Annotated in this window: 15 protein-coding genes; 7 read left to right on the forward strand and 8 right to left on the reverse strand. The window is 44.4% G+C overall.

The genetic code is table 11. The features are described 5' to 3' along the window. The first annotated feature begins 22 nt into the window (after nt 1–22). From msbA to kdsB, 4 genes are read left to right on the forward strand one after another with little or no spacing between them, the layout of a single operon-like run. Nucleotides 23–1,771, forward strand: a complete 1,749-nt coding sequence (gene msbA / locus AC6R16_RS08460; RefSeq protein ID WP_500674123.1) for a lipid A ABC transporter ATP-binding protein/permease MsbA — start codon at nt 23–25, stop codon at nt 1,769–1,771. Nucleotides 1,772–1,773: 2 nt separating this feature from the next. Then, nucleotides 1,774–2,784 carry a tetraacyldisaccharide 4'-kinase gene (gene lpxK, locus AC6R16_RS08465; protein WP_500674124.1) on the forward strand — a complete coding sequence of 337 codons (1,011 nt, stop codon included), beginning with the start codon at nt 1,774–1,776 and terminating at the stop codon, nt 2,782–2,784. Beyond that, on the forward strand, nt 2,765–2,944 hold the full coding sequence (locus AC6R16_RS08470) for a Trm112 family protein (protein WP_004747022.1): 180 nt from the start codon (nt 2,765–2,767) through the stop codon (nt 2,942–2,944). Before lpxK ends, AC6R16_RS08470 begins: the two co-directional genes overlap by 20 nt. Next, nucleotides 2,944–3,696, forward strand: coding sequence for a 3-deoxy-manno-octulosonate cytidylyltransferase (gene kdsB, locus AC6R16_RS08475; RefSeq protein ID WP_500674125.1), 753 nt, complete (start codon nt 2,944–2,946; stop codon nt 3,694–3,696). Before AC6R16_RS08470 ends, kdsB begins: the two co-directional genes overlap by 1 nt. A 50-nt stretch (nt 3,697–3,746) precedes the next feature. Here the strand turns inward: kdsB and AC6R16_RS08480 are convergent, their stop codons facing one another. The 3 genes from AC6R16_RS08480 to AC6R16_RS08490 form a co-directional block, all read right to left on the reverse strand. Next, nucleotides 3,747–5,285 carry a SpoVR family protein gene (locus AC6R16_RS08480; protein WP_004747026.1) on the reverse strand — a complete coding sequence of 513 codons (1,539 nt, stop codon included), beginning with the start codon at nt 5,283–5,285 and terminating at the stop codon, nt 3,747–3,749. A gap of 9 nt (nt 5,286–5,294) precedes the next feature. After that, complete coding sequence (locus AC6R16_RS08485; RefSeq protein ID WP_004747028.1) at nt 5,295–6,566, reverse strand: YeaH/YhbH family protein; 1,272 nt, start codon at nt 6,564–6,566, stop codon at nt 5,295–5,297. A 116-nt stretch (nt 6,567–6,682) separates the two neighbouring features. Further along, nucleotides 6,683–8,617 carry a PrkA family serine protein kinase gene (locus AC6R16_RS08490; protein WP_004747033.1) on the reverse strand — a complete coding sequence of 645 codons (1,935 nt, stop codon included), beginning with the start codon at nt 8,615–8,617 and terminating at the stop codon, nt 6,683–6,685. Between the two features lie 434 nt (nt 8,618–9,051). On the opposite strand from AC6R16_RS08490, the gene AC6R16_RS08495 reads away from it, so the two are divergent. Both AC6R16_RS08495 and AC6R16_RS08500 read left to right on the forward strand, forming a co-directional pair. After that, on the forward strand, nt 9,052–9,744 hold the full coding sequence (locus tag AC6R16_RS08495; RefSeq protein ID WP_500674218.1) for a MipA/OmpV family protein: 693 nt from the start codon (nt 9,052–9,054) through the stop codon (nt 9,742–9,744). Nucleotides 9,745–9,927: 183 nt separating this feature from the next. Then, nucleotides 9,928–11,814, forward strand: a complete 1,887-nt coding sequence (locus AC6R16_RS08500; protein WP_500674126.1) for a methyl-accepting chemotaxis protein — start codon at nt 9,928–9,930, stop codon at nt 11,812–11,814. A gap of 58 nt (nt 11,815–11,872) precedes the next feature. Here AC6R16_RS08500 and AC6R16_RS08505 read toward each other — a convergent pair whose 3' ends face one another. The 3 genes from AC6R16_RS08505 to pflA all read right to left on the reverse strand — a co-directional run bounded on the left by AC6R16_RS08505 (nt 11,873) and on the right by pflA (nt 13,970). Then, nucleotides 11,873–12,373 (reverse strand): YfbU family protein, encoded by a 501-nt coding sequence (locus AC6R16_RS08505; protein WP_004743860.1) that lies wholly within the window; start codon nt 12,371–12,373, stop codon nt 11,873–11,875. 128 nt (nt 12,374–12,501) lie between these two features. Further along, nucleotides 12,502–13,164, reverse strand: coding sequence for an energy-coupling factor ABC transporter permease (locus AC6R16_RS08510; protein ID WP_500674127.1), 663 nt, complete (start codon nt 13,162–13,164; stop codon nt 12,502–12,504). A 65-nt stretch (nt 13,165–13,229) separates the two neighbouring features. Beyond that, nucleotides 13,230–13,970, reverse strand: a complete 741-nt coding sequence (pflA, locus tag AC6R16_RS08515) for a pyruvate formate lyase 1-activating protein (protein ID WP_500641860.1) — start codon at nt 13,968–13,970, stop codon at nt 13,230–13,232. Nucleotides 13,971–14,198: 228 nt separating this feature from the next. Here pflA and AC6R16_RS08520 point away from each other — a divergent pair, with 228 nt between their 5' ends. Beyond that, nucleotides 14,199–16,079 (forward strand): methyl-accepting chemotaxis protein, encoded by a 1,881-nt coding sequence (locus tag AC6R16_RS08520; RefSeq protein WP_500674128.1) that lies wholly within the window; start codon nt 14,199–14,201, stop codon nt 16,077–16,079. 4 nt (nt 16,080–16,083) lie between these two features. Here the strand turns inward: AC6R16_RS08520 and AC6R16_RS08525 are convergent, their stop codons facing one another. Then, the gene (locus tag AC6R16_RS08525; protein WP_500674129.1) at nt 16,084–17,091 is read right to left on the reverse strand and encodes a lipid A deacylase LpxR family protein; all 1,008 of its coding nucleotides are present in this window, start codon (nt 17,089–17,091) and stop codon (nt 16,084–16,086) included. A gap of 182 nt (nt 17,092–17,273) precedes the next feature. Further along, on the reverse strand, nt 17,274–19,550 hold the full coding sequence (gene pflB, locus AC6R16_RS08530; protein WP_239856136.1) for a formate C-acetyltransferase: 2,277 nt from the start codon (nt 19,548–19,550) through the stop codon (nt 17,274–17,276). Nucleotides 19,551–19,630 lie beyond the last annotated feature (80 nt).

Raw genomic sequence — 19,630 nt, forward strand, 5'->3', positions numbered from 1 at the left:
TAAAAGAAAAATAAGCAACTCTATGTCTCTGAATCAAGACGAAACCACGTGGCAAACCTTTCAACGCCTGTGGATCTATATTCGACAGTACAAAGCGGGCCTCGCTGTAGCTGTTGTTGCTCTCATTATTAATGCTGCTGCTGACACTTACATGATGTCATTGGTCAAACCCTTGCTTGATGAAGGTTTTGGCGATGCAGAATCTAACTTCCTAAGAATTCTCCCTTTTATTATTTTCGGCATGATGGTGGTGCGAGGCCTTAGTGGTTTCGTTTCAACATACTGTTTGAGCTGGGTTTCCGGCAACGTGGTTATGGAGATGAGACGCTCTATCTTTAACCAATTCATGCATATGCCAGTTTCTTACTTTGATAAAGAATCCGCTGGTGGTCTGCTATCTCGCATTACCTATGACTCTGAACAAGTTGCGGGGGCAACGAGTCGAGCTTTGGTGAGTATTGTGCGTGAAGGTGCAAGTATTATTGGCTTGCTTATCCTTATGTTCTGGAACAGTTGGCAGCTATCACTGGTATTGATCGTTATTGCACCGATCGTGGCATGGGGAATTGGTTTTGTTTCGAAACGCTTCCGTAAAATCTCCAAAAACATGCAGGAAACTATGGGGCATGTCACCTCGTCCGCAGAGCAGATGCTAAAAGGCCATAAAGTGGTTTTGAGCTACGGTGGACAGCATGTCGAAAGTGAGCGTTTTGATTCTGTGAGCAATCAGATGCGTCAGCAATCAATGAAAATGGTCGCGGCTCAAGCGATTGCCAACCCAGTGATTCAAGTGATTGCGTCTATCGCTCTGGTAGTAGTCCTGTTTTTGGCGAGTGTTGAATCAATCCGCACAGAACTTACACCGGGAACGTTTACCGTCGTGTTCTCTGCCATGTTTGCACTAATGCGACCGCTGAAAGCGTTGACCAGCGTTACCTCTGATTTCCAACGTGGTATGGCAGCTAGCCAAACCTTGTTTGCTCTAATGGACTTAGAGACCGAGCAAGACAACGGTAAGTACCAAACTGAGAAAGCGCGTGGTGATATTGAAGTGAAAGAAGTGACCTTTACCTATGAAGGTAAAGAGAAGCCAGCACTGAATAATGTCAGTTTTAAAATCCCGAAAGGCAAAACCATTGCGCTTGTGGGTCGTTCAGGTTCGGGTAAGAGTACCATTGCTAACCTATTTACCCGTTTCTACGATGTAGATGCGGGCAATATTTGTCTTGATGAGCATGACATCCGTGATTACACCTTAAGTAATCTACGTTCGCACTTCGCTTTAGTATCGCAAAACGTTCACTTGTTTAACGACACAATCGCCAACAATATTGCTTATGCGGCAACCGAGCAATACAGTCGTGAGCAAATCGAAGAAGCCGCGCGTTTAGCCTATGCTATGGACTTTATCGAGAAGATGGATGATGGCTTAGATACGGTTATTGGTGAAAACGGCGCAAGTCTGTCTGGTGGTCAGCGTCAGCGTATCGCGATTGCACGTGCACTATTACGTGATGCACCTGTACTGATTCTCGATGAGGCGACATCTGCGCTTGATACTGAGTCGGAAAAGGCAATTCAGTCGGCTCTGGATGAACTGCAAAAGAACAAAACAGTGTTGGTCATTGCCCACCGTCTGTCTACGATTGAAAATGCCGATGAAATTTTGGTTGTGGATGAAGGTGAAATCGTTGAACGTGGTAATCACAGCGCGCTCATTGAGAAAGATGGTGCTTACGCTCAGCTTCATCGAATTCAATTCGGTGCCTAGCTTTGATTGAAAAGATTTGGTTTGAGAATCATCCACTAAAATATTTATTGTGGCCGCTATTGTGGCCGCTCAGTATTTTGTTTGGATTGGTAAGTCGTTCTCGCCGTAACAAGTATCAAACAGGTAAAAGCGCAAGTTATCGCGCTCCTGTGCCTGTGATTGTGGTGGGTAATATTACCGCTGGTGGTAATGGTAAGACGCCAGTAGTCATTTGGTTGGTTGAGCAACTTCAAGCGTTGGGCTATAAGCCAGGGGTGGTTTCACGTGGTTATGGGGCGAAGGCGCCGCATTACCCGTTGTTGGTGGGCAATGAGACATCAGCTAAGCACTGTGGTGATGAGCCTAAGCTAATTTTTAAACGCACAAGTGCGCCAGTAGCCGTTTCACCGGTTAGAAGTGAAGCTGTAAAGGCTCTACTACCGTTAGGTGTTGATATCGTTATTACCGATGATGGTCTTCAACATTATGCGTTACAACGTGATATTGAGATTGTCGTGGTTGATGGCGTGAGACGTTTTGGTAGTGAGTCCTTGATTCCGTTAGGTCCGTTACGCGAGTCTACCGTTAGGTTAGCTGAGGTAGATTTTATCATTACCAATGGTGGTCAAGCGTTACAAAATGAAGCCGCTATGGTGTTAAAGCCGACTCAAGCGGTAAATATGAAAACGGGTCAACGCTTGAGTGTCACGGAGCTGAAAGATAATCTCGTTGCGATGGCTGGGATCGGCCACCCTCCACGATTCTTCAAGACACTTGAACAGTTAGGTGCAAAGCCTTCTTATCAACAAGGCTTTGCCGATCATAAAGATTTTGAACTGTCTGATTTAGAGGCGCTCGCTGCCAAAGGCGAACACTTGATTATGACAGAAAAAGACGCGGTAAAATGCGCGCATTATGCGAAAGAGAACTGGTGGTATTTACCTGTCAGTGCTGAGTTTGAAGATGCAGATAAAGCGCGCATCTTAAATAAGATTAAAGAGGTTAAGGAACAGTATGGATCATCGTCTGCTTGAGATTGTTGCATGTCCAGTATGTAAGGGAAAACTAACGTTCGATAAGGACAAGCAAGAGCTAGTGTGTAAATTAGACCGTCTTGCATATCCGATCAAAGAAGGTATTCCGGTGCTTCTAGAACCTGAAGCGCGCAAAGTTAGTATGGACGAGGGCAGATAATGTCGTTTACGGTTGTTATCCCCGCGCGTTATCAGTCGACCCGTTTACCTGGTAAGCCGCTGGCGGATATCTGTGGTAAGCCTATGATTCAATGGGTTTATGAACAGGCAGTCCAAGCGGGTGCTGATAAGGTAATCGTTGCAACTGATGATAGCCGAGTAGAGCAAGCGGTTGAGTCTTTTGGTGGGCAAGTTTGCATGACTTCACCAAACCATGAGTCAGGCACTGAGCGCCTTGCTGAAGTGGTTGAGAAAATGGCGATCCCAGACGATCATATCATCGTGAATGTTCAAGGGGATGAACCTTTAATTCCACCTTCTATCATTACTCAAGTTGCAGAGAACTTGGCGAATAGCCGAGCACCTATGTCCACGTTGGCAGTTGAGATCAGTGATGAAGCGGAAGTCTTTAACCCGAATGCGGTTAAGGTGCTGACGGATAAAGATGGTTATGCGATGTATTTTAGCCGCGCAACGATTCCTTGGGATCGCGACAGCTTTGCGGAAGATACCAAAATCATTAAACAACCACTGATGCGCCATATCGGTATTTATGCTTATCGTGCAGGGTTTATAAACACCTATATCAACTGGGAGCCAACAGCGCTTGAAAAGATAGAGTGTTTAGAACAGCTACGTGTACTTTGGTATGGGGAAAAGATCCATGTTGAAGTGGCGAAGGAAGCACCAGTCGCAGGTGTCGATACGCCAGAGGACCTAGAAGTGGTTCGAAGCATTGTCGCCAAACAATAAGATAGACCGTATAAAAAAGGCCCCTCGGGGCCTTTTGTCATTGTTGAGTTTTATATTTTGCCATCATAGTCGTTTCGTTTAGGGCAGGTACCGAGAATTTCTCTGCGACCACTGTCTTTCACCTCTTCAAGAATGACGTCAAATCCCCATAAGCGATAAAGGTGTTTGAGAACTTCGTCGTAGCCCTCATCAAGAGGAATACGGTCATGTGGTACGTATTGTAGCGTGAGCGAGCGATCGCCACGCACGTCAACGTTAAACACTTGGATGTTTGGCTCTAAGTTACTCAAGTTATATTGAGCCGCAAGTTTTTCTCTGATTGCGCGATAGCCACTATCGTCGTGAATGGCACTTACCTCGATGTAGTTTTTACGGTCGTCGTCGACGATGGCAAACAGTTTGAAGTCGCGCATTAGCTTAGGCGACAAGTACTGGCTGATAAAGCTTTCGTCTTTGAAGTTCTGCATAGCGAAATGCACCGCTTCAAGCCAGTCTGTTCCAGCCAAGTCTGGGAACCACTCTTTGTCCTCGTCAGTTGGCTCTTCACAGATACGTCGAATATCGCGGAACATAGCAAAGCCTAATGCGTAAGGGTTAATACCGCTGAAGTAAGGGCTGTTGTAGGCCGGTTGTGCGACAACACCAGTATGACTATGGAGAAACTCTAGGATGAATCTATCCGTAACCAAGCCTTCATCATATAAGTGATTGAGAATGGTGTAGTGCCAGAAAGTTGCCCAACCTTCATTCATAACCTGAGTTTGTTTCTGTGGATAGAAGTACTGGCTGATCTTACGTACGATACGCACGATTTCGCGTTGCCACGATTCAAGTAAAGGCGCGTGTTTTTCTATGAAGTAGAGGATATTTTCCTGTGGTTCGGTCGGAAAACGTATTTTCTGGCTTTCAGGCTCAACGGTGGATTTCGGAACCGTGCGCCATAAGTCATTAACCTGCGACTGAAGGTAAGCTTCACGCTCTTCTTGGCGAGACTTCTCTTCAGCAATCGAGATCTTCTCTGGTCGTTTATAGCGGTCGACACCAAAGTTCATTAACGCATGACAGGAGTCGAGTAGGTCCTCAACTTCTTGAACACCGTATTTTTGCTCACACTCAGCAATGTAGTTTTTAGCAAACAATAGGTAATCAATGATTGAACTTGCATCGGTCCAAGTCTGGAATAAGTAGTTACCTTTGAAAAATGAATTGTGACCGTAGCAAGCATGGGCCATGACTAAGGCTTGCATCGTAACGGTGTTCTCTTCCATTAAATAGGCGATACATGGATTTGAGTTGATGACGATTTCATAGGCCAAACCCATTTGACCATGTTTGTACCCTTGTTCAGTTTGAATAAACTTCTTACCAAATGACCAGTGATTGTAATTGATAGGCATACCAATACTTGAATAGGCGTCCATCATTTGCTCAGAAGTAATGACTTCAATTTGGTTAGGATAAGCATCAAGCTTATAGTGATCAGCAACGCGTTTTATTTCAGTGTGGTATTGGTCAAGCAGATCGAATGTCCAATCAGGTCCATCTGGCAGCGCCTTACTCTTTGTTGGCTTTTTCGTTTTCGTTGTCATACAGCCTCCCTAAGCAGTCTCTTTTTTGAAAAGCTCTCTAAAGACGGGGAAGATATCCTCAACGCTGCGAATGTTTTTCATCGCAAAGTTAGGGAATGCTCCCTCAAGCTTTTCGTACTCATGCCACAAGGTTTGATGAGAGCGGCGAGTGATTTCGATGTATGAGTAGTATTGGCAGTTTGGCAATAAGTTTTTGGTGAGAAGCTCACGGCATCGCGGTGAATCGTCTGCCCAGTTATCACCATCTGAGGCTTGAGCTGCGTATATATTCCACTCTCCAACAGGGTAGCGGTCTGCAACAATTTCGTTCATCAGTTTTAGCGCGCTTGAAACTATAGTTCCCCCGGTTTCTTGCGAGTAGAAAAACTCGTGTTCATCGACTTCTTTTGCTTGGGTATGGTGACGAATAAACACCACTTCTACGTTCTCGTAGGTACGAGTTAGGAATAAGTAAAGAAGCACGTAAAAGCGCTTCGCGATGTCTTTGGTTGCTTGGTCCATAGAGCCAGACACATCCATAAGACAGAACATAACCGCTTGGCTAGATGGCACAGGTCGGCGCTCATAGTTCTTGAAGCGCAAATCAAAGGTATCAATGAACGGTACGGTGTCTAACTTACGACGCAGTGCTTTTATCTCTTCTTGAAGACGCTTCTCTTCGAGCATTTGCGCTGGCTCAGACATTTTAACGCGGTCGAGCTCTTCTTCGAGTTCACGCAACATGCGCTTTTTGCCTGCAGTCATGGCGGTTCGGCGCGCAAGTGACTGTTGAAGCGATTTTACAATCGCGATATTTGCTGGCACACCAGCGGTTTGATAGCCAGCGCGATGAGTTTTCCATTCGGTGATTTTGGCGATTTGGTTTTTTTCTAAGTTTGGTAACTCTAGATCTTCAAATAGAATGTCTAAATACTCGTCTTTAGAAATCTGGAATACAAAATCGTCTTGGCCTTCGCCGTCAGCACTGGCTTCGCCCTCGCCAGAACCTCCGCCTTGTCCGCCACCTTTAGGCCGTTCGATTTTATCTCCGGTAATGAACTGGTCATTACCCGGATGGACACGTTCCTTCAAACCACCTTTGCCTTGATGAAAGACGGGCTCTTTAATGTCTTTATGCGGAATGGATACGTCTTCACCGGTTTCAGTGTTGGTGATTGAACGGCGATTTACCGCATCCGCCACAGACTCTTTAATCTGCTCTTTATGGCGGCGTAAAAAGCGCTGGCGGTTTACCGCACTTTTATTTTTGCCGTTCAGTCGTCGGTCAATAAATTGCGCCATGAGTCACCCCTTATCTCTTATGCGCCTGCCGCTGCATGTCGACAGACACTTATTCATCCAATCTCCTACCAGAGCGTTATACTCTGGTAGGGATTTCATGGGCTAAAACACTGCTATTACGAAGATTTACGAACGCGTAGATACCATTCAGATAGCAAGCGTACTTGTTTCTCTGTGTAGCCTTTTTCCATCATACGAGCGACAAAGTCATCGTGTTTCTTCTGATCTTCAGAAGAGGTTTTAGTGTTGAAGGAGATAACTGGTAGCAACTCTTCTGTATTTGAGAACATTTTCTTCTCAATCACAGTGCGCAGTTTTTCGTAGCTTGTCCAAACTGGGTTGGTACCATTGTTGTTGGCGCGAGCACGAAGCACAAAGTTAACGATTTCATTACGGAAATCTTTCGGGTTGCTTATACCGGCTGTTTTTTCGATTTTTTCTAGTTCATTGTTTAATGCAGAGCGGTCGAATAGCTGACCTGTTTCTGGATCGCGGTATTCTTGGTCTTGAATCCAGAAATCTGCGTAGGTTACGTAGCGGTCAAAGATATTCTGACCGTACTCCGAGTAAGACTCTAGGTACGCAGTCTGGATCTCTTTACCGATAAACTCAACGTAACGTGGTACTAGGTAGCCTTTTAAGAATTCAAGATACTTCTCTGCCGTTTCTTGAGGGAATTGCTCGCGTTCAATTTGCTGCTCGATAACGTAGAACAAGTGAACAGGGTTTGCCGCTACCTCTGTCTGATCGAAGTTAAACACACGCGATAGAATCTTGAACGCGAAACGGGTTGAAAGACCTGACATGCCTTCATCGACACCAGCAAAGTCACGATACTCTTGATAGCTTTTCGCTTTAGGATCTGTGTCTTTGAGCGTTTCACCATCGTAGACTCTCATCTTGGAGAATATAGATGAGTTCTCTGGCTCTTTAAGTCGCGACAGAATACTGAATTGTGAAAGTAGTTCTAGCGTACTCGGTGAACATGGCGCTTTCGATAGCTCTGAATGGTCGAGCAGTTTTTGGTAGATCTTTACTTCTTCCGCAACGCGCAGGCAGTATGGCACTTTGACTATGTAAACACGGTCAAGGAATGCCTCGTTGTTTTTGTTGTTGCGGAATGTTTGCCACTCTGATTCATTCGAGTGGGCGAGAATCATGCCATCAAATGGTAGGGCTGATAGACCTTCCGTACCATTGTAGTTACCTTCTTGGGTTGCAGTAAGTAGCGGGTGAAGCACCTTGATTGGCGCTTTAAACATCTCAACAAACTCCATCAAGCCTTGGTTAGCTCGACATAGTGCGCCCGAGTAGCTGTAAGCATCAGGATCGTCTTGCGAGAAATGCTCAAGTTGTCGAATGTCGACTTTACCAACCAACGACGAAATGTCTTGGTTGTTTTCATCACCTGGCTCAGTTTTAGCAATCGCTAGCTGGTCTAGAATGGAAGGTCTAACTTTGACAACTTTGAATTTTGAAATGTCGCCACCGAACTCATGGAGTCGTTTTGCCGCCCATGGGGACATAATCGAACGCAAGTAACGTTTTTCTATGCCGTATTCTTGTTTAAGTAGCTCACCATCTTCACTGACATCAAACAGACAGAATGGGTGATCATTAACAGGGCTGCGTTCACCGTTAGCGGAAAGCACATAAATTGGAACTTGTTGCATCAACGCTTTTAGTTTTTCGGCTAAAGACGATTTACCGCCACCTACCGGACCAAGTAGATAAAGAATCTGCTTGCGTTCTTCAAGCCCTTGGGCCGCATGTTTGAGGTAGGAAACAATCTGCTCGATGGCATCTTCCATACCGTAGAAGTCTTTAAATGTGTCGTATCGAGAAATCACGCGGTTGGAGAAAATACGACTCAGTTGTGGGTCTTGCGCTGTATCAATGACCTCTGGCTCGCCAATTGCCATTAATAGTCGCTCAGCTGCGTTGGCATAAGCGCTTTTGTCATCCTTACATAGAGCCAAAAACTCTTGCAGTGATAACTCCTCATCCTTTGAGGCTTCGTAGCGCGCTTGGAAATGGTCGAAAATACTCATAATGAATTCCCCTCTGAACCTGTCAAACTGACAATAAACCCGCATAGAAAAGCAAATCCTTTCTTACTTAAGATTAGTTGGTTTTTAGAATTTTGCTTAAAAAATATGTGTTTAATTGCAATTTGTGACCGAGAGCTAGTTGTCTGACCACCCGCGAATGTAATGTGCAAAATTAGACATTTACGTCACTTATTATTGTTTGGTTTGTGCGGCTGAGTGCTTATGCAATTTGAGTGTTTTGTGGTTTTAGAAAATATAAGTACTTTTCAATAATGCTGGCTTGATTATTGCGTTGAATATGAGTTATTGCGTAAATGTATGCTGTTCCATATAATTGCGCCGTTATTCACCCCAATTATGAATTAGGTGTTGTTTTGAAATCTCTTTGGCAAAGGTTACTTCTTGTAGCGATCTTGTTAGTTGCTCCACAAGCTATGGCAAAAACTTCCCAATGGTCCATTGGTGCCGCAGCCTCTTACTCACCGGCCGTTTATAAAGATACGCCGTCGAATGAAACAATTATTCCTCTTATCGGTTATGAAGGTAAGCATCTTTTTTTACGTGGCTTTACTGCTGGATACCGCTTGTACCCAGTTGGTTCCCCGCAAAACATCGTTTTTAGGGCCGCATATGATCCTCGTACACTAAAACCGGAAGACTCCACCAACCCTGATATCAGACTTATGGATGAGCGCAAGGCGACCGTTTTGGGCGGGGTAAGTTACCAAGTGATCACTTTAGTTGGATTGTTTGAAGCCACTGTGGGTAGTGACATTTTACATCGTCACAGTGGTATTTATGCCGAAACGGTTTGGCGGTTACCGATTCGAAGAAGCGGGTGGGGTATCACACCGTCATTGGGCTTTGCTTATAACAGTGAGCGATTGAACAACCACTTATATGGTGTAAGTTCTCAAGAGGCTGCTCGTTCAAATTTTGACGAGTTCGATGCCGATTGGGATGGTCAGTTTTTCATCGGGGCTTCTGGCTATTTGCATGTTACCCCCCAAATACGCGTTACCGGAGGAGTTCGATACACCAATATTGAAGGTGGAATAGAAGAAAGCCCGTTAATTGAAAGTGGCGTTACGACTTCAGCCAACCTAGGTGTTGCCTATGTGTTTTAAACTCATCGCAGTCATTCGAATTAGCTAACGAAGTCGTCAAAGCATGCTTTTTGAGAGCAGCTCTCACTAACGATAGAAATTTGTTAACTTTCGAGTTAGATCATTATTTATTTCTACCCTCGAAATATAATGACTGTGACTCATAGAAGTTCAATACATAAATAAAACAAAAGTGAATAAAGCATGCTAAAAAAACTATCACTCAAAAATAAGCTCGCAATTTCGGCGAGTGTTGCCATAGTCATCGGGGGACTTTTGGTTGAGGGACTTTCATTCCGAGCTTCACTAGAAAGATTAAATGTTGAAGTGGAGCAACGCCTAGAAAGTACGGCCTCCTCATATAATCAGTATGTTTCCGATTGGATTTTGTCAAAAGAGAGAGCACTCACTTCGTTATCTCAAGAATCCAAGAAAGAAGATATTGTCACTCACCTCAAGCAAGTTAAAAACTCTGGAAATTTCGACAACATTTTTCTCGCTTACCCAGATGGTGGGCAAGATAATGCCAATGGTGTGGTTTTGCCTCCGGGTAACGATGACCCGAGGGAGTGGGGCTGGTATAAAAATGCAGTCAAACAACCGAGCAAAGTCTTTATGGACAATCCGACAATCGCAGCTGCAACAGGCGCAAACGTTGTTTCATTGGGTAAGGCTCTAGAGTTGCATGGACAACAAGTTGTGTTAGGTGCGGATGTTGAGATTACTGATATCCTGAGTGGAATGGAGAAGGTTATTCTTCCAGGTGAAGGCTATATGTTCATTGCCAACGATAAAGGCAACGTCTTTGCTCACCAAGATACTAAGTTACTTAACAAGTCTTTGTTGGAGTTGGGTTTAAATGAAAGCTCAATTAAGGAGGCGGTAAGCTCTGGTCACGACATCTATGTTGATGTACTAGGAAAAGAGTCCGTTATTTATGCGAAGTCTATTGATAATAGCGGTTTAACCACTGTTATTGTGGTTGACTATGATTCATTAGTTTCACCGTTGTTTAGTGCAGTCTGGGGACAGTTACTCGTCACCGGTATTGTTGTGGTTATCTGTACCATTCTATTTAACCTTCTTTGTAACATGCTTTTCCGTCCGTTGAACAATGTCTCTACGGCTTTAGAGCAGATAGCGAATGGTAGCGGTGACTTAACTCAGCGTATTAAAGTAGAGTCGCAAGATGAAGTCGGCAAACTAGCCCATAACTTCAATACTTTTGTTGGCAGCTTACAGCAACTGATAGGACACATAAGGGAGCAGTCTTCTCAGCTTACACAGCAGTCAGAGTCCAGCGCTCGTAGAGCTCAGAGTGCGGTGGATGAAATCCATCACCAGCAACAAGAGATAACCATGGTTGCGACCGCAGTCACTGAATTGGCGAGTGCGACACAAGAGATTGCGTCCCATGCAGAGCAAACGGCACAAGCTGCTCAAGATTCTACAGCGAGTACGGAAAATGGTCATGAGTTGGTTGAAAACACGAAGGGTTCAATCAACAAACTTGCCAACGAGCTACAAAGTGCAAGTGATATTGTTGGTGAGTTAGAACGTCACGGACAAGAGATCTCAACCGTACTTGCCACCATCCAAGGTATCGCTGAACAAACTAATTTACTTGCTCTAAACGCTGCGATTGAAGCAGCACGTGCGGGTGAGCAAGGAAGAGGCTTTGCTGTGGTAGCTGACGAAGTTCGCGTCCTTTCGCAACGAACTCATTCTTCGACAGAAGAGATCAAAAACACGATTGCTGTACTGCAAGAAACAACCGGTAGAGCGGTCTCGATAATGCACAGCAGTGCTGATTTAGCTGGGCTGTCAGTACAAGATGCCGATCGAGCTGCCAATGCGCTTGGCGAGATCAATCAAGCGGTGACATTAATCAGCGATATGGCAACTCAAATCGCCACGGCCGCTGAAGAGCAAACGCATGTGACTAGTGAAATCACCCAAAACATTACATCAATCAAAGATGTGGCCGACCAACTGGTGGTTGGCGTCAATCAAAGTTCAGAGGAGTCTTACCAAGTTAAGAGCCAAGCAGATGAGCTAAGTGCGAAAGTTGCTACATTTAAGTTGTCATAAAGGCAGACGCAAAGAAAAAGGGACCGCGTGGTCCCTTTTTTGTGTGTTCATAATATTCTTACGCGTTAAAAATCTGTTTTAACTCGTTGGCACATAAATGATATTGGCGAGGGCAGTTGCGCCATGTATTTAGCATGCGGCGATATTTCTCAAGCATTGGCATTTGAGCGTTAAAATGGTGCTCGCCTTTACTGAATTGTGGGTATAGACCTTCTGAATCGACTAAGAAGCGCACGTAGTTAACAAGTTGTGCTTCAGAAGCGATATCAAACCCTAAGAACGTTAGACGACGTTGGTCAACTTCACCTTGCTCTTGTTCAGAGAGCATTTTGTTTGATTCTTGCATCGCATGATACATTTCCATGATGTCGATGATTTCTCGACATTCTGCTTCTACTAAACAACCAAAGTCTTTATTTAGCTCTCGCATTTGCAGTTCATAGCCGCGCTCTACAATAGTTTGTAAACGCTGGTATTTTGCCGCGTTCTCCTGGTCGAGCTGCGACATTAGGTAATACTGGTTTGAAAGGATCAAACGTTGAGCGTTAGTCATTTCCATGGTGGCCTCACTAAAATAATCTAATACATTTTTAATGTGCTTAGGTTATCTGTTCTTTGCGGGGTGAAACATGATCTCAACACATATTTAATATGAAAAGCACAAAGATTGGACAACAAAATTCGTTACTACTTGTGATAGTGATTGTAGATGTAGTCACGATCAGAGAATACCCGCAGTAATTCGGGTTTAAAAACGGTTAGCACCGCTGCAGTCATACCATTTAGAAGCCCTTCAGGGAAAGCGAGTAGAGGAGTAAATACTAGGTAGTTATCGAAAATAGTTTGCCAGTCGTAATCACTAACAATCAGAAAATAAGCTGAGTTGATAATTAGATGAAAAGTCCCTGTTATACCGCCATTGAGAAAACCTGCAATGAAAATAAACACGAATATGTTCCTTGGCAGATATCGATAACTCGCTAGGAATACGCCATAGCTGATAAGAATAGGGATCAAACAGGAAAAAAGCAGGTACTCTGGAAATGCATAGAAGGTAAACTCACCAAACAGAGCCATCAGCAAAGCGACGATAATAGAGAGGGCGAACGCACTTTGCCAACCGTACATCAAAGTTAGCGCCGTTATGCCCAGAAAGTGTATTGATAATCCTTCTTTCACCCCAGCGTCAGCTGACCAAAGTACGAATAAAGCGAATATGATAGCAAAGGTGACGTGCTGAAACGTGCGTTCATTGATTAATTTCGGCAGGAATACTTCTTTGACATCTCGCCGTACAAAGAACAGAGCAACTAGCACGAAGGAGAGCGCAAGTAATTCGTTTAACTCCATGTAAACCTCAAAAAAATACCAACCGAGAGGGTTGGTATTTTTTACGAATTAGTTGTTGAGTGGTATCAGTATTTAACGTTTGAGTGATATTGCTCAAGAATTGATACGATATTATCCATGGTTTCTTTTGACGGTGGGTTAGTCCCTTCTAGTGGATACTCGATACCTAAGGCTTCCCATTTATGAGCGCCAAGCTTGTGATAAGGGAGCAGCTCAATCTTTTCAATGTTGTCCATGTCTTTAATGAAGTCACCTAGCATATGTGCTGCTTCATCATCATCTGTATAACCAGGGACGACGACATAGCGAATCCATGTTTTTTGCCCAATCTTATGCAGGTAGCGAGCAAAGTCTAAGGTTCTTTTATTAGAGACACCGATAAAGTCATGATGGATCTCATCTTTCATGTGCTTAAGATCAAGCATGACCAAATCTGTTGCTTCAAGTACCTCGTCAATGACTTCGGTGTGCTTACGAATATAGCCGTTGGTATCAAGGCAAGTGTGGATACCTTCAGAACGAGCTGCGCGGAAAAAATCGCGAACAAATTCAGGTTGAAGCATAGCCTCACCACCGGAACAAGTCACACCACCACCTGAAGCATTCATAAAGTGACGATAAGATTTTGCTTCATTAATGATTTCTTCAACGGTCACTTCCTTACCACCGTGAGTATCCCATGTATCGCGATTATGACAGTACATACAACGCATTAAGCAACCTTGCAAAAAGACAATAAAACGAATACCAGGTCCGTCTACTGTCCCACAGGACTCGAATGAATGAATACGACCAGTTGTTGACATGTGCTCATCTCGTATTTAGTAATTTGCCCGTTATTTTATTACAAAAAGTGGGGTTTAAATAGAGTTAGGGATTCCTAGAAACAACATTTTGCTAAATAAGAAAAAAAAACATACTTGGGCTAAAATGTATGTTATAAAAATGTTGCAAATATAAGAAAATCAATAATAAAAAGATAATTATTGGCTAGGCAAGTATTAACGCATACCACTGATGTTAAGGGATTATTTATGGATATGCTTGCACTTTCGCAAAAGCAAAAGGTGATGCTATTTTTGGTTGTTTTAGCATTGGGCTTTGTCGCTTTAGCAGGATTTACTTCATCAAGACTGACCCAAATGAGCGACCAGTATCATTTGAGTAGCGATATCTCTACGGGGTCTATGTCTATCTATCAAACGCAGAGTAAGATTCTTACGCTGAGCAGCAACTTGGATAATTTAAGCGGCTCGCAAGTTTCTGCCGCCACACAAGAGATCTCAGCAATAGTCGCTGCTGTGAATAAGGATGCAGAGTTTCTCACCAAGCTTGATTTGTCTCAGCAGGCAGACAATTTAACCCGGAATGTGAATGATTTTGAGTCAGCGGCTAACCCGTGGCTAAATTTGAAACAAGAACTAGGTTTTACCATCGATGAAGGAAAGCTTGGAGAACTAAAACAATTGGCAGATACGATTGAAAAGAAAATCGAAGAGACGGGGATGGTTACACTTAATTCCGATTTTCAGGCAATGGTAAAGTCTCAACAAAATTATTTGCTGCAACCCAATGAAGAGAATTTGAAGTTGTTTAATCGCGCTATGGGCAGCTTTGAAAGCATGTCTAATGTTTATGCGATGTTGGAACTATATGAAAAGGAAATCGAGCAATATAAGTCTACCTTTATCAGGGTCAGTGAATTGTCTCAGCAGTTAGGTAGTGTTGAACAGCAGTTACTGACTTCTAAAGCGCAACTGACGCAGTTAATCGCCTCTATTACTGATGAGCTCGGTTCGATTTCTCAGCAGTACCAATCATCAGCCGAAAATACTTCAGAACAAACCTTATGGTCGGTGCTGGTGGCTTGTGTATTGTTAGCTGTGTTTACCGTCGCTATTTTTGTTATGCAAAGTACTTCTTTGGCTAAATCGTTGGCGAGAACTCGACAGGTATTGCACGGTGTATCAAGTGGTGACTTGTCTCAGCGTATGGCGATGACAAAAAACCCTAATGATGAATTTAACCAATTGGCCAGCAGCATTAACGAAAGCTGTGAAAATCTGGGGGGGTTAGTTCGAGGTGTCCAAGATAGCAGTCAAGCGCTATCAGGTAATGCTGTAGAGTTAAACCAAGGCCTAGATATGTTGGCTCACCATCAATCAGAGGTATTAGGGCAGACTCAACTATTGGCATCAGCAACAGAGGAAGTAAGTGTAACGACTCAAGAGGTGTCTAATTCGTTGGAGTTTGTTTCTGAAATATCGCGTTCTTCAACGGACGCGGCTGAAGAGGGGGCCAAAGTTATTGGGGCTGCGATCGGGTCACTTGAAGAAGTCGGGACGATATTGACGTCTGCTGCAGGACATATTCAATTGTTAGAAGAAGCGTCTTCAAAGGTCGATTCTGTAATGGAGATCATTAATGGTATCGCTGAACAAACTAACTTACTCGCGTTAAATGCAGCCATAGAGGCGGCAAGGGCAGGGGAGCAAGGGCGAGGCTTTGCCGTGGTAGCAGATGAGGTTCGCAGCCTAGCCGTTCGTACCGTCGATGCAGTAACTGAAATTTCTGGCACGATTGACACCATGAAGAAAGAAAGTGCTGAAGTAATTCAATATATTGGTCAATCTGAATCTTCAATGGCAACAGGACGTGCCCGTGGTCAAGAGGCAATGGACGCGCTTAAGTTGATTACTGAAAAAGCAGATGAAGCATCTCACCAAACCGAAGTCATTTTTTCTTCCATTAAAGAGCTTGCGACGACTAGTCAGTCAATGGCAGATAGTATGACGCAGATTTCTTCGGCTATGAAAGAGTTAGAGCAGAACAATGAACAACTGCGAAGTGTCAGTGGAGTTGTTGAGGAAAGATCTGGCAGCTTGAATCAAGACTGCCAGAAGTTCACTATTTAAGGCTTTAGAAGAAAGCGTATAAGGCAATGCCACCTGTGCCATACATGCTTTCTTTTGCTTCTTTGTAGTCTGGCGTTTTCGCAGTAGCGGTTAAGGTGGCACCAAAGCTTTGGTTGTACCAAGCAAAACCGGCCACTGCGGTTGCTTGATTGTGTTCTAACGTTACGTCGTAGATGCTTGGATCGTGACCTTTTTGAATTGCGTAATCCCTGACGCCAGAACGATCTCCTTCTACGGTAATATCATTGAAGCGATAGCGAGCTTCAATGCCGGTAAAGACAAACCAACCGCCTTGAGAGCCTCCGAGCATACCGGCTCGAAACGGATTTTCGTTATCGATGTTGGCTGCGCCCATACTACCACCAAGGCCCGAACCCCAGCGGAACATAAACCCAGTAGACACATCACTTCGGAAGTTACCTGCGTTGACTTCTGAAACGTTAGATATCTCCCAGTCGGTATTCGCTATAGAGCGCTGACGCCATAGATTAAAATGGCTTAGGTAACCGACACTACCCGCAAAGCTATCGTCAACCTGATATGCCCAGCCGTTTGGTTCATCAGACTTGGTGATGGAATGGACTAACTTTTGCGCGTCTTCTGAAAGCGCTTTATCACCGGTTACACCCAGAGTCAGATTAAAACGCTGCGCTTGCTCAGGGTGTAGGCTGATGTAGTTAAATTCGGTATGAAGAAAACCTGCGTAAGGTCTGTCATTTACCATCGGTGTCGTTGACTCAATGTCTGAAGGTGTATACATCTTATGGCCGAGTACAAACTCAAACTTGTCTAACGAAGCCCCGCCCCAAAATGATAGGCTGAGAGGTTCAAACATAGGGTAGGGCGTGATGGCACCTGTGGTGTAGCTGAGAAACAGGCCGTTGGTGTAGTCTTGGTCGACACCGAAAATGCCATCGTTGTCGAGAGAGAAAGAAACGGTCGATTTTTCTGAAGCTAGGCCAGTCGTAGAAACCAGCAGTAGTGGCAGAATTAGAGTTCGATTTAACTTCATAGGCTTGTTGTTTAACTCAATTAGAGTTCTGATAGTACAGGATTAACTGAATTAAACGATAGCAATAAGTATACCAGTGAAGTGAATTGTGCACCGTATCTCTGAATTGGCAGTAAGGGCTTGATAGAAAAAATAAAGCCCCGCATCAAGCGGGGCTTATTCAATCATTCATTAATCTGAGATTATAGAGACTCAGTGAATGTACGTGCGATTACGTCTTTTTGCTGCTCTGCAGTTAGAGAGTTAAAGCGTACAGCGTAACCAGATACACGGATTGTTAGCTGAGGGTATTTCTCAGGGTTCTTAACTGCGTCTTCTAGAGTTTCGCGGTTTAGAACGTTCACGTTTAGGTGCTGACCACCTTCAATGCCAGTCTCGTGGTGGAAGTAACCATCCATTAGACCTGCAAGGTTAGCGCGCTGTGAGTTCTCTTCTTTACCTAGTGCATTTGGCACGATAGAGAATGTGTAAGAGATACCATCTTTCGCATCAGCAAACGGTAGTTTACCTACAGATGTTAGAGATGCTACCGCACCTTTCTCATCGCGGCCGTGCATTGGGTTTGCACCTGGAGCGAATGGAGCTCCTGCTTTACGACCGTCTGGCGTAGTACCTGTCTTCTTACCGTATACCACGTTTGAAGTGATAGTAAGGATAGACTGTGTAGGAATCGCATCACGGTAAGTCTTAAGCTTACGGATCTTGTTCATGAAGATAGTCACAAGTTCACAAGCCATGTCATCAACACGAGCGTCGTTGTTACCAAATTTCGGGTAGTCGCCAGAGATATCGAAGTCGATCGCGATGCCGTCTTCGTCACGGATTGGCTTAACTGTACCGTACTTGATTGCAGACAGAGAGTCAGCAGCAACAGATAGACCAGCGATACCACAAGCCATTGTACGACGTACGTCACGGTCGTGTAGAGCCATAAGCGCTGCTTCGTAGCTGTACTTGTCGTGAGAGTAGTGGATTGCGTTTAGCGCAGTCACGTATTGCTTCGCTAGCCAATCCATGAAGTTGTCTAGACCAGCCCAAACTTTGTCGAAGTCTAGCACTTCGTCAGTCATTGCTTCAGTCTTAGGACCTACTTGGATCTTAAGCTTCTCATCTACACCGCCGTTGATAACGTAAAGTAGAGTTTTAGCTAGGTTCGCACGAGCGCCGAAGAACTGCATGTGCTTACCGATAACCATTGGCGATACACAACAAGCGATAGCGTAGTCATCGTTGTCGAAATCTGGACGCATTAGGTCGTCGTTTTCGTACTGGATAGAAGACGTATCGATAGATACTTTCGCACAGAACTTCTTAAAGCCGTCAGGTAGCTGCTCAGACCAAAGAACAGTGATGTTTGGCTCTGGAGAAGGACCCATAGTGTATAGCGTGTTTAGGAAACGGAAGTTAGTACGTGTTACTAGTGTACGACCGTCAACGCCCATACCACCCATAGATTCTGTTGCCCAGATTGGGTCGCCAGAGAATAGCTCATCGTACTCTGGAGTACGTAGGAAGCGAACCATACGTAGTTTCATCACGAAGTGGTCGATCATTTCCTGAGCTTGTTCTTCAGTGATGATGCCAGCTGCGATGTCACGCTCAACGTAAACGTCAAGGAAAGTCGAAGTACGACCTAGAGACATTGCTGCGCCGTTTTGAGATTTAACAGCCGCTAGGTAACCGAAGTAAGTCCACTGGATAGCTTCTTGAGCTGTAGTCGCAGGACCAGAAATGTCGAAGCCGTAAGACGCTGCCATTTCTTTTAGTTGACCAAGTGCACGGTGCTGCTCTTGAAGCTCTTCACGCAGCTGCATAGTCATCTGTAGATCGTCACCAGCTTCTAGTTTCTCTTGAGTAGAGTGGAACTGAGCAACTTTGTCCTTCATTAGGAAGTCTACACCGTAAAGTGCAACGCGACGGTAGTCACCGATGATACGGCCACGACCGTATGCATCTGGAAGACCAGTTAGAACACCAGACTTACGACATTTTAGGATGTCAGGAGAGTACACATCGAAAACACCTTGGTTATGCGTTTTACGGTACTCAGAGTAGATTTTAGATACTTGTGGATCTAGTGTACGGCCGTAAGCTTTACAAGAACCTTCGATCATACGTACACCGCCGTTAGGCATGATTGCACGTTTTAGAGGCGCTTCAGTCTGAAGACCCACGATAGTTTCAAGGTCTTTGTTGATGTAACCAGCATCATGAGAAGTGATGGTAGAGATAACAGAAGTATCGAAATCAACAGGTGCGTGAGTAGAGTTCTCCTGCTTGATGCCTTCCATTACTTTAGCCCAAAGCGTATTAGTCGCTTCAGTACCTTCAGAAACTAGGAAAGATTCGTCGCCTTCGTACGGAGTGTAGTTCTTCTGAATGAAGTCGCGAACGTTAACAGTGTTTTGCCAATCACCTTCAGCAAAACCTTCCCAAGCTTTAGCAAATTGCTCTGCCATGACATACCTACCTTTTTAGTAGAAAAAACACGTACCTATCTGATCCGTTGAGCGAGTCAGACTCCCTTGAACGGGGCGGT

This window comes from Vibrio sp. R10-SG3-ISO10 (assembly GCF_059834185.1).